Source organism: Janthinobacterium sp. PLB04, assembly GCF_021165895.1.
In the GTDB taxonomy this organism is placed as follows: domain Bacteria; phylum Pseudomonadota; class Gammaproteobacteria; order Burkholderiales; family Burkholderiaceae_D; genus Janthinobacterium; species Janthinobacterium lividum.
Genome location: NZ_CP088968.1, coordinates 2,736,567 through 2,748,287 on the forward strand (window position 1 = coordinate 2,736,567; position 11,721 = coordinate 2,748,287).

Below are 11,721 nucleotides of genomic sequence, written 5' to 3' on the forward strand. Positions count from 1 at the left end.
TTGATGTGCAGCAAGCAAGATTTTAAAAAACAGTATATATTGTTTATATTAATTACTAGATTGGAAAATCCATGACCAAAACCGTCCCAGCGAAAAAAGCCGACAGCGCGCCCGTATCGATGTTCCCTACCAGCGCCTCGATCAATGCGGCTGCGGCCAAGGCGGCACCGGCCGCCAAGCCCGCCGCTAAACCAGCTGCGAAAGCAGCCGTCAAGCCAGTGGCAAAAGCCGCCGTCAAGCCGGCGGCAGCCAAGCCAGCGGCGGTCAAGCCAGCCGTGGCCAAGGCGCCAGCCGCCAAACCGGCAGCGAAGGCCGCCGTTGCCAAGCCTGCGGCCAAAGCCATCGTCAAAGCCGCCGTCAAACCGGCAGCCAAGCCAGCCGTGAAAGCTGTCGCCAAGCCGGCGGCCAAACCTGCGGTGAAAACCGTCGCCAAGCCGGCCGCGAAAGCCGCCGCCAAACCGGTAGCCAAGGCGGCCGCCAAGCCTGCGCCAGCGAAAAAAGCGCCGGTCGCCAAGGTCGCCGCCGTCAAGGAAAAAGCCCGCAAGCCGAAACTGGTGCGCGACAGCTTCACCATGCCGGAAGCGGAATACGAAGTCCTGGGCCAGGTGAAGAAAGCCTGCCTGAAGGCCGGTTTCGAGATCAAGAAAAGCGAATTGCTGCGCATCGGCGTGGCGCTGATCAGCCAGATCGACCTGGCTACCCTGCAAAACGTGCTGGCCGGCTTGCCGCAGCTGAAAACGGGCCGTCCGAAGAAGGATTGATGGCGCGGGCAGGGGCCGCCCCCTGTCTGGCCGTTCTGGTTTACCATGGGGCCTGTGCTAGTTCCCCCATGGTTGCCATGTCAGAAGATACAGAGATCGAACGCGCCGGCTTTGTCGAGCGCGCCATTGTCCGCCACCAGGCGGGCATTTCTACCCCAGCCATCGACCACGTCGCCGAGGAAATTCCCGTCGCGCTGGTCTTCAATGGCATTTCCCATGTCGTCATGATGGCCACCCCGCGCGACCTGGAAGCGTTTGCCTACGGCTTCGCGCTGACGGAGGGCGTGGTGGCTTCCGCTGGCGCCATCTTCGACTGCGAAGTGTTCCTGCGTCCTGATTCCGCCGAAGTGGCTTTGAGCATCGCCCAGGAAGATTTCGTGCGCCTGAAGGACCGGCGCCGCCAACTCACGGGCCGCACGGGCTGCGGCGTATGCGGCATCGACAGCATCGACATGCTCGATTTGCGGCCCGCAGCGCTGCCGCCGGCGCTGATCCACGTCGACCTGCCGGCCGCGCTGGCGCGCGCCTCAAGCGGCTTGCGAGAACACCAGGCGCTGATGCGGGAAACGGGCGGCGTGCACGCGGCCGCGTGGTGCACGCCCGATGGCGATATCGCGCACGTATTCGAGGATGTCGGCCGCCACAATGGCCTGGATAAACTGATCGGCCATTTGGCACTGAGCGGGGCGGACATGCGGCGCGGCTTCGTCTTCCTGTCCAGCCGCGGCAGCTACGAGCTGGCGCGCAAGGCGGCGCGCATGCAGATACCGTTGCTGGCGACGATCTCCGCGCCCAGTTCGCTGGCCATTTCCATCGCCACGCAGGCGGGCATGAAGCTGGTGGGTTTCTGCCGCCAGGATGCGTACGTCGACTACACCCCCGGTATCAGTATTTAGGCAGCACTGCGCTGCAGCAGCACGGGGACGGACTTCGACGTGGGCGTGCCGGCGCCGTCGGCCGTGCTGGCCAGCGGCACCAGCGCGTTCGTCTCCGGGTAATACGCGCCCAGGCAGCCACGCGGGATGTCGTAGGCCACGAGCCGGAAGCCGTCGGCGCGGCGCGCCACGCCATCGTCCCAGGCGCCGATCAAGTCCACCAGGTCGCCATCGGCAAAGCCCAGCATGGCGATATCTTCCGCGTTGGCGAAGACGACCTTGCGCGTGCCGTACACGCCGCGGTAGCGGTCATCCATGCCGTAGATGGTGGTGTTGTACTGGTCGTGCGAGCGCGTGCTCATCAACACCATCAGGCGCGCGCCATGGCGCTGTTTCGCGCGGTGCAGCGGCGTGTCGAGGTCCAGCGGGGCGACGAGGAAGCTGGCCTTGCCGCTGGCCGTCTTCCACACGCGTTCGCGCGACGCCACCGTCAGATGAAAGCCGCCCGGCTGCGCCACCCTGGCGTTGTAGTCGTAAAAGTCGTCAAATACCTTCCCGATATCGTCGCGGATGCGCGCATAGTCGGCCGCATACGCGCGCCAGTCCACCAGGCTGCTCCCCACGGTCGCTTCGGCCATGCCGGCCACGATGGCCACTTCCGAGCGCAGCTGCGGCGAAGCGGGCGCATTGCGGCCGTACGAGATATGCACCATGCTCATCGAGTCTTCCACCGTCACGCCCTGCGCCACGCCGTGCTGCAGGTCGATCTCCGTGCGCCCCAGGGTGGGCAGCAGCAGCGCTTCCTTGCCGATGACCAGGTGGCTTCGATTGAGCTTGGTGGCCACCTGCACCGTCAGCGCGCACTGGCGCAGGGCGGCAAAAGTGAGCGGCGTGTCCGGCGTGGCGGCGGCGAAATTGCCGCCCAGCGCGATGAACACCTTGACCTCGCCGCGCTGCATGGCTTCGATGCTGGTCACCACGTCGTGGCCATGCGCGCGCGGCGGCTCGAATCCATATACCTGGCCCAGGCGGTCGAGGAAGGCGTTTGTCGGCTTTTCCTCGATACCCACCGTGCGGTCGCCCTGCACGTTCGAGTGGCCGCGCACGGGGCACAGCCCGGCGCCCGGCTTGCCGATCTGGCCGCGCAGCATCATCAGGTTCGACAGCATGCGGATGGCCGCCACGCTGTGCTTGTGCTGCGTCAGTCCCATGCCCCAGGTGGCGATGATGTGCTGGCCCTTGACGAAGATGTCTGTCAATGCCTCGATCTGCGCGCGCGCCACGCCCGATTCTTTCAGCAGCAAGTCCCAGCTTTCGGCCCGCAGGTCGGCGCGGAAGGCGTCGAAGCCGCTGCAGTGCTCAAGAATGAAAGCGTGATCGACGACGGCGGGCCTGCCTGCCGCCAGCGCCGCATCGTCATGCTCGACGACGCGCTTGGCGACGGCCTTGATCAGGGCGAAGTCTCCGCCCAGGGTCGGCTGCACGAACAGGCCGGCCAGGCGCGTGCTGCCCAGGGTCGCCATTTCCAGCGCGCTTTGCGGGTCCATGAAGCGCTGCAAGCCCCGTTCGCGCAGGGGATTGATGGAAACGATGCTGCCGCCGCGGCGCGCGCAGTCGCGCAGTTCGCCCAGCATGCGCGGGTGGTTGGTGGCGGGATTCTGGCCGAAGATGAGGATGGTGTCGGCCAGTTCGAAATCGGCCAGGGTCACCGTGCCCTTGCCGATGCCCACCGTGGCCGGCAAGCCGCGGCTGGTGGCCTCGTGGCACATGTTGGAGCAGTCGGGGAAGTTGTTGGTGCCGTACAGGCGCGCCATCAGCTGGTACAGGAAGGCCGCTTCGTTGCTGGCGCGCCCCGACGTATAGAACGCGGCCTGGTCCGGATCGGGCAGGGCGCGCAGGTGGCGCCCCACGAGTGCATAGGCGTCATCCCAGGAAATCGGCACGTAGCGGTCGCTGGCGGCGTCGTACACCATCGGTTCGGTCAGGCGTCCATGCTGTTCGAGCGCGTAGTCCGACTGTTGCAGCAGCTGCGTGACGGTATGGCTGGCAAACAGTTCCGGGCCGGCGCGCCGGCTGGTCGCTTCGGCGGCGACGGCCTTGGCGCCGTTTTCGCAAAAGGCAAACGTGGAAGCGTGGTCGCGGTCGGGCCAGGCGCAGCCGGGGCAATCGAAGCCGTCCGGCTGGTTTTGCGCCAGCAGCGCTTTCAGATTGCCGGGCGCGACCCGCTCCTGGCGCAGGCTGATGGCCACGTGTTTCAAGGCATCCCAGCCGGCTGCCGGCTTGGTGTAGGGCGTGATGTGTGGTGGGTCCTGGTCTTTCATCATGTCTTTCGGCTGGGCGAGTGTGGTAATTATGCACGATCCCCGAATGACATTGACTTGCGTCATGGAAATGACATTCGGCTGTCATTTTCTTGACATATTAGACAAGTACGCTGGAGTCGTCTTGATCACAGGGGGATGAAACCATGCAGAACATAATCGCATCAAACGAAGCCAAGGCCCGGCCGGTCCAACTGGTGCTGAGCCAGGCCACGACAGCGGCGGAAGTGCGCGAAGTCCAGCGTTTGCGCTACAAGGTGTTTATCGAGACCATGGGCTTGACGTCGCTGGCCAACGCCGATGGCCTCGACAGCGATGAGTTCGACGCGCACTGCGACCACCTGATCGTGCGCGACGCCGATACCCTGAAAGTGGTGGGCACCTACCGCGTGCTGAGCGCGGCCAAGGCGGCCAAGATCGGCCGGCTGTATTCGGAAAACGAGTTCGACCTGAGCCGCCTGAAGAACCTGCGCGGACGCATGGTCGAAGCGGGCCGCGCCTGCATCCACCCGAAATACCGGGGCGGCAGCGTGATCATGCTGCTGTGGTCTGGTCTGGCCGAATACATGCGACGCGAGCGCTGCGACTACCTGGTCGGCTGCGCCAGCATCAGCCTGGCCGATGGCGGTCATAACGCCGTTGCCGTGTACCAGGCGCTGGCCGAAAAGCACATGGCCCCAAGCGAGTACCGCGTCACGCCGCACCTGCCTTTCCCCATCCACCAGGTGGAAGCGGCGCACAAGCCGCAGGTGCCGCCGCTGATCAAGGGCTACCTGCGTTCGGGCGCCTGGATTTGCGGAGAACCGGCCTGGGACCCTGATTTCGAAAGCGCCGACATGTTCATGATGATGCCGCTGGCGAATCTGGACGAGCGCTATGCGCGCCATTATGGCGTGGTGCCTGGCTAAGGGCGGGAAGCGAGGACTGCAGTTGGCCGGCCAGCGCCTGCACGGCGCTGCGCAAGCCGGTGTCCGCGCTGTCGGGCGGCAGCAGTTCGAGCAGGAAGCGCAGCGGCGCCGTGATCGCTTCGGGTTCGCCGATGCTGCCGTGGCGCCGCACGGCGTCGTGATATAGCGCCAGGAAGGCGGCGCGCGCGGGCGCGTCGAACGGCTGACCGTCCGGCACCTGCCACAGGGCCGCCAGCAGGGCGGCGCGCACGGGGGCGCCGGCATCGATGGCGCGGTGTTCGTCCGCGTGGCGCTGGCGCGCATAGGCGATGGCGTCGTGCAGCAAGTCGCCCAGCTGCGGATCGAGCGCGCGCCAGGCGCTGTCGTCGGCATGGGCTTTCAGGAGCAGGGCGCCCGCCAGCACCTGGAAAATGAGGTCGCAGTCGGCCACGCCGCTGCGCCGCCGCGCTTCTTCCAGCGCGGCCAGGCAGGCATCCGTCATGCCGCGCAGGGCCGGCGCGCCGGAGCTTCCTGCGCCGCAGGCCAGGCGCGCCTGCAAGGCCCAGTAGCGTCCCAGCAGCGCCAGGCGCTGCGCCGTGGGCGCCAGCGCCACCAGCAGGTCGATATGCTGTTTTCCGTCCTGCAGCAACTGCCGGCCCTGTGGCATATCAGGCACGGCAGGCACTTCGATGCCGGCGCCCGCATCGAGGCCGCACAGGGCGGCGCCCTGGCGTATCTCCAGTTCCGCCCAGTGCGCCAGCGCGCGCAGGCCCACCTTGCCGTCGGCCGCGCTGTGCGCCGCCCGGTAGTGTTCGATGGCGCGCAGGGTGTTTTCCAGGCCACCGAGGCCGGCCCGCGTGGCGGCCATGTTTTCGCGGATGTCGGCGCAACCGAAGAAGCGCGCGCGCACGGCTTCCTCGATGCTGCCCAGCTTTTCCTCGATGGCCGCGCGGCGCGCAGGATCGGCGCCCGCCAGGCGCGCGTGCAGGGTTTCCAGGTCGGCCAGCAGGTGGCCGTGGTAGTGGTAGTCGGGCGCTTGCCAGGGCCGGCTCTGGGTGTTCGGGAAGCGGTAGCGGTCGTCGCCATACGCCTGGTAGGCGCCCCAGGTGTTCGACGCCGGGAACTGCAGGTACGCCGCTTCGCGCGCCAGGCGCACGGCGTCGCCGAAGTATTCGCCGCTCAGCATGGCGTGATAAAAGCTGTGCGCGAAGATGCTGGCCGCCTGGTCGTCGATGCGCCAGCCGGCCGCGATCACCGCCTGCGAGCCCATTTCAATGAAGGCCGTGGCCAGGCTGGCGGCCAGTTTCGACCATGGCGCGATGGCGTCGGGGCGCATGTCGCCCAGGTGGCAGCAATTGATGAAGACGAATTGCGGCACGCGTTTGAGCTTGCCCACCTGCGCCGCCGTCAGCCGCGTCTTCGGTCCCAGCACCAGGCCCGTATGGGCGATGCCGGGGCCGGCCACTTCGCCGTGGCCGGCCAGGTGAATGGCGAAATAGCGCTCGTCGAACAGATGCACCAGCACGCGCTGCGCCTGCGGGCGCAGCAGCTCGCGCACCTGGTAGCCGTACGCGCCGAACATGCGCGCCACGTCCTGCGCCTCGGCCTGCGCGGCGGGAAGTTCGGGCAGGCCGGAATCGGTGTCGCCGATCACCAGCACGCTGTTGCTGGGCGGGCTGACGGCGGGTGGCTGCTCGCGCAGGCTGGCCAGCTGGCGCACCATGCCGATGCGCGTCGACAGGGGGCTTTCCTCGCTGCCCGCCTCGTCGCGCATCAGCTCCCACGGGTAGATGGCGGCGCTCTGGTCGACGGCCAGGATCAGGCCGCGCATTTCGGGGATGGCCGCCTTCAGGCCATTGGGCAGCATCAGTTCGTACAGGGCGCGCGACAGGCCTGGCTGGTCGGTGGTGTTGTCGGTGGCATCCATGATCAGGCCATCGACGGCTTGCCGCTGGTTCGGCTCCTCGTCGACGCTGTTGTGGGCGCGGTCCGTCAGCACGGTGAAGCGCAGGGCGCCCGACAGGTCGGCGGCGACGATCTGCACGCGGCGCCAGCCATTGTCGCCACTCAGGTTGGGCAGGATGCGCCGGTAGCCGCCCGGACTGTGGCGGATGCGCCGCTCGAACGTGAAGCTGCCCTGGTAGCGCGCTTCGGCCATGATCTGCTCGATGGCCACGGCGGCGGCGATGGCGCGCGCCTCCGACTGTTCGTAGATGGCGATGTGGCCGATGCGGCACCCCATGCCCGCGTCTTCCAGGCGCCGGTTGGCGCTGCGCGCGCCGTCGATCAGGGCCCGCGCGCACAGGGCGATGCTCAAGCCGCCATAGCCGGAACCGGACAACAGGCTGGCCACGCGCAAGCCGTGTTCGCCCGTCGGCGGCGTGGCCACATGGCCGGCGGCGCGCACCTGCAGGCAGACACACGCGTATTCCAGCAGGCCGCCGGCAAAGGCACGCGCCAGTTCGCCCGGCGTCAGTTCGCCCAGCGCGCCCAGGCCGATGACGATGGCGCCGCCGGGCCGGCGCGCCGCATCGGGCTGCAGCACCACCAGGGCAGAGTCGGGACGCTGCGGGAAGCGCCCCAACGCGTGGATTTCCTGCAGCTTGCCCGCCAGCAGGCGGTCCAGAAAGCTCATGCTGCCGCGCAGCGATTCGGACGCGTAGCAGCCGCTCATGACGGGCGCGTCGGCCGAGGCCATGCTGCCGTGGATGACGGATAGGCTCAGCTGCGGCGCGCGGCTCTGCGGCGCGCTGGCGGGGCCGGCGGCGCCGATGGCCGCGTCGAGCAGTTCCTGCGGCTGCGGGTACAGCGGCGTAGCATCGGGTACATACGCATGGAAGCGGGGCGGGACGCCGCCAGGCGCGTGCGGCGGGTGCCGGGGCAGGGCTGCGGCCCGGCCGCTGTCGAGCAGCTGCGCGATGGCCGGGTAGTATTCCTTTTGCAGCAGCAGGTCGCCATGCGCCACCGGCAGGTAGCAGGCCGCCACGCCATCCGGCACCGCGCCTTGCCAGGCCGTGCGGCCATCGCCATCCGGCGACCAGGCTGTCTCGATGCCGCCGTCGCGCAGGCGCAGCGCCACCGGCGTATCGGCGCAGCCGGCCAGGTAGCTGCAATGACGGGCGTCGAGCGGGGCGGCCTCCAGCAGGGCCACGGTGGCGCGCGCCGCGGCCAGCGCGTGCGCCTCGGGCGCCTGCCAGCCGCCGGGCAGGCCCGCTTGCCCGTCGCCGGCGGCCAGTTGCGCCCAGGCGCTGGCGTCGAAATAGTCGATGCTGTCCGCCGCCTGCGGCCACGGCAGCATGTCCAGCACGCCGGGAAAGGCGCGCACGAAGCCGAGAAACTGGCGCCGCGTGTGCTTCCAGCCTATCCAGCACGCCAGCATCTGCACCAGCCGGTCGCGCCCCAGCAGCACTTGCACCATCGCCTGCGTGCCCCGGTTGGCCGTGCCTACCTGCAGCAGGCGGCTGCCGGGGAGGGCGCCAAAGCGCTGCCAGCGCTCCTTCAGGGCCAGGCGCGCCACCAGGCCGCCCATGCCGTGGGCAAGGATGCGCAAGGGTTGGCCGCGCTTTTCGGCGTCGCGCATGGCTTCGTCGAGCACGGGCAGGAAGGCGCTGCTGGAGTGCTGCAGCGACAAGCGCCAGTCATAGGTAAAGGGCCGCACTTCCTGACTTTGCGCGAGAAAGCGGGCAAACGGTTCATAGCAGGATTCGACCCAGCCGGCGCTGACGATGTGCGGCTGGCCCACGGCCAGGCGTTCGATGCGCCCTTCGACCAGGTTGACGGGGTCGAACCAGATGCGGTTGCTGCCCACTTGCAGATGGCTGCCCAGCATGTCGGGCAGCAGCAGTACGATGGGCGCGTGCGCGCGCCGTTTCGGCACTTCGCCGCCGCGCCCCAGCGCGCCGTGTTCCATGCCGGCCAGCGGCTGGTAGGCTGTTTCGTCGCCCGTGAGCGCCTGCACGGCGGCCAGGCTGGACGGCGCGCGCTCGAAGTAGTTCAGGTGGTGCGTCTGCGGCCCGCGCAGCAGCAGTTGCCGCACCGGCGTGCTGCGCGTGGCGCCGCCAGCCATCGAGGCGCAATTGACCACCAGGTCGTTCTGCCCGCCGTACAGCTGGTCGCCCAGGCAGTCGCCCAGCCAGCCCAGCAAGCCATCGCCGCTGCACGCGCCGGCCAGCACATGCAGTGGGCTGGCCACGCGCACGTCGGGCGCGTTGAGCAGCGCCACCAGGGGCGAGTCGGGCATCATCGCTTCCAGGCCAGGCAGGATGCGCGCGTCGCAGCGCTGCCGCACCACGGCCAGCAGGAAGGCCACGGCGCCATCGGGAACGTCGTCCTGCAGCAGCAGGTTGAACATCACGCTGGCCCAGCGGTCGAGGCGGCCCGACATCAAGGTGGTGCCGCGCGCCGGGCAGGCCACGCGCACGAAGCGGCTGATGCGGATGGCGCGCGTCTTCAACTCCACGCCCAGCTCGCGCAGGCGCGCCGCATCCTCGTCGTAGCCGCTGCGGCCGCCCAGCCGCGCCTGCGCCGTGAAGTGCTCGATATCGTGGCTGTTGAACGCTTCGCCGCCCACCGTGTTTTCACTCAGCCGTTCAAGGCCGTCGCCAGCCAGATCGACGGCGCCGCGGCTGTCGATGCGCTGCGCCCGCGCCAGTAATTCTCCCACCAGCCCGCCGCGCGAATGGGCCAGCAGGTGCAGCACGGCGCCGTGCGGCAGCTGGCGCACGAGCGCCAGCGCGTTCTGGACGGGGCTGTCGCTGAGGCTGCGGTGCTCATAGCCATAGATGCGGTTGCCGTACTGCGCCGCCAGCTGCGGCGCCAGGCCGTTGCGCCACAGGCCGCCAAAACTGCGCTGGGTGGATGACGCCGTACCGTGCAACAGCAGCAGCACCGGTTCCGGCCCGGCGGGCAGGCTGGCGACGGCGGTCATGCTGCCCGTCTCGATGCTGCAGCGGTACAGGCCCAGGCGCTGTTCCAGCTGGCGGTCCTGGAAGGCGCCCGCCGCCGCCAGCGCCGTCATGGCGGCGGCGCCGCAACGGTACACGCGCACGGCTCGCAGCATCCAGGCGCCCAGGCCGTCGCGGCTGGCGCCGGGCGGCTGGCGCGCCGCTTGGGGGCGCAAGGCCAGTCCCACTTCGATGCTGGCGGGCGCGCTGTCGCGTGCCGCCGTGGCCGGACCCAGGTAGCGTGGCAGGTCCAGGCTGCCTGCCAGCAGCGAACTGCCGTCGCACAGCAGCAGTTGCACCACGTCGGTGGGGTCGATATCGAGGGCGATGCGGCAACTGCCGATGCCACGCGCGCTGGACAGCACATGGGTCTCGCCATGCCAGCCGGGCGCGGCGGGGCAGTCGCCGGCGCTGGCGAAGGGATCGCGCGTGAGCGTCAGGCGCAGCACGGGCGGCGCAAGAGGGTCGCTGGACATGCGGTTGAGATAGCTGGTTAAAAGCTGACCTTGATGCCTGCGGGGACTATGTGTGTTGTGTCAGATCAAGTTTGAGTGGAAATGCTGGCTGGCAGGGGGCAATGCAGGGGAGAAGCAGGGAGGGTGTGGTGCTGGAGCGGGAGGGCAGAGAAACGGTCAGCATGGTTTGGGCTGGGTCTCTTCGCTATCGTGCTCGGATGTTGTGCGGTGAGCGAACTACGCGAATTTCATGGCAAAAGTTCATTGCGCCGGGGACCTGGGTGCCTGGCATGGCATTACAACAGCGGGTGTATCAATGGACTGGCGTGGTGGATAGTTCCTTCAGTTCGCGGATGGTGATGTCCGATTTTTCATGCATGCGCAATAAAATCGTTGCACCGACCGCCAGTTTGCCGTGACGAATCTTGCTGATGATGGGGGGCTGGACCTCGAGTACACGGCACAGTTCCGCATCATTTTTCAGGTTCATCTTCTCGATCAGGGTATCGAGCAGCTTGTTGGGCACAAAACTCGATGGTTCGAGCGCACGCGCCCGGTTCATCGCCTCAATCATTTCCAGCTTCTTTTGCCGAACGTTCATTTACTCCTCCTTCAGGTTATGCAAGGGACGAGACCACACTTATGCGGTCCCGGCTATAGTTCGTCATCGCAGTACGGCTGTCTGGGTGACGTAGTACAACATTCGCGTTACAACATTGATAACCAGGCAAGTGTTTTCAATAATACTACGATAACAAAACTTGTGACAGATGGTCAGTTAAATTAACTGATTGTTTGATCAATTTGGTTGACGATTGTTGTATTTTGTAAGCCGCTTTTCGTCAGGATCATGGTTCTGTCCGCCATTTCGGCGGCGGCCAGCGAATGCGTGACCATGATCGCGCAACTGCCGTTGGCCTTGATTTCGGCGCGCAGCAATTGCAGGATGCTGTGCGCCGTGTCCGGGTCGAGGTTGCCGGTAGGCTCGTCGGCCAGCACCAGTGCCGGCTTGTGGACGAGTGCGCGGGCAATGGCCACGCGCTGCATTTCGCCGCCGGACAATTGCTGCGGAAAGTCGCCGCCGCGCCCGCCCAGGCCGACCGCCTCGAGCATGCTGGCGGCACGCTCCTGGGGCAGTCCGTTGAGCAGCAGCGGCAGGGCCACGTTTTGCAGCAGGGTCAGGTGCGGCAAGACGTGGAAGGCCTGGAAAATAAAGCCCATGCGGGCGCGACGCAGCCGGGTGGCGGCGGCGTCATCGAGGCTGGACATGGCAATGCCGTCCACCAGGATAGGGTGCGCTTCGGCACCCGCGTCGGGCGTATCGAGGCCGGCGATCAGGTTCAGCAAGGTCGACTTGCCCACGCCCGAGTCACCCATGATGGCGATGAATTCCCCGGCCTTGAAGCGGCAGGAAATGTTGGCCAGCACGGGACGGGCATTGGCATAGGACTTCGACAGATGGCGCAATTCGAGCATGGT

General features: G+C 67.2%; 7 protein-coding genes. 3 read left to right on the forward strand and 4 right to left on the reverse strand.

Going from position 1 to position 11,721, the window contains the following annotated elements; all coding sequences use genetic code 11:
- The first annotated feature begins 71 nt into the window (after nucleotides 1-71).
- Nucleotides 72-761 carry a hypothetical protein gene (locus LSO07_RS12200; RefSeq protein WP_151094442.1) on the forward strand — a complete coding sequence of 230 codons (690 nt, stop codon included), beginning with the start codon at nucleotides 72-74 and terminating at the stop codon, nucleotides 759-761.
- 68 nt (nucleotides 762-829) lie between these two features.
- Nucleotides 830-1,657 (forward strand): formate dehydrogenase accessory sulfurtransferase FdhD, encoded by an 828-nt coding sequence (fdhD, locus tag LSO07_RS12205; RefSeq protein ID WP_081345828.1) that lies wholly within the window; start codon nucleotides 830-832, stop codon nucleotides 1,655-1,657.
- Here the strand turns inward: fdhD and LSO07_RS12210 are convergent.
- Nucleotides 1,654-3,960 carry an FdhF/YdeP family oxidoreductase gene (locus LSO07_RS12210; RefSeq protein ID WP_151094445.1) on the reverse strand — a complete coding sequence of 769 codons (2,307 nt, stop codon included), beginning with the start codon at nucleotides 3,958-3,960 and terminating at the stop codon, nucleotides 1,654-1,656. The genes fdhD and LSO07_RS12210 overlap by 4 nt on opposite strands.
- Before the next feature lie 143 nt (nucleotides 3,961-4,103).
- Between LSO07_RS12210 and LSO07_RS12215 the strand changes: the two genes are divergently transcribed.
- Nucleotides 4,104-4,865 carry a GNAT family N-acetyltransferase gene (locus LSO07_RS12215; protein WP_034786047.1) on the forward strand — a complete coding sequence of 254 codons (762 nt, stop codon included), beginning with the start codon at nucleotides 4,104-4,106 and terminating at the stop codon, nucleotides 4,863-4,865.
- On the opposite strand, the gene LSO07_RS12220 is transcribed toward LSO07_RS12215, so the two are convergent.
- From LSO07_RS12220 to LSO07_RS12230, 3 genes are all read right to left on the reverse strand, one after another.
- A complete protein-coding gene (locus LSO07_RS12220) occupies nucleotides 4,798-10,263 on the reverse strand; it encodes a CHAT domain-containing protein (protein ID WP_151094448.1) in 5,466 nt (1,821 codons plus the stop codon). The two genes, LSO07_RS12215 and LSO07_RS12220, sit on opposite strands and share 68 nt — an antisense overlap.
- 292 nt (nucleotides 10,264-10,555) lie before the next feature.
- Entirely contained in the window at nucleotides 10,556-10,843 is a 288-nt protein-coding gene (locus LSO07_RS12225; RefSeq protein WP_151094451.1) for a hypothetical protein, read from the reverse strand.
- Between the two features lie 182 nt (nucleotides 10,844-11,025).
- On the reverse strand, nucleotides 11,026-11,718 hold the full coding sequence (locus LSO07_RS12230; RefSeq protein WP_034757401.1) for an ABC transporter ATP-binding protein: 693 nt from the start codon (nucleotides 11,716-11,718) through the stop codon (nucleotides 11,026-11,028).
- Nucleotides 11,719-11,721 lie beyond the last annotated feature (3 nt).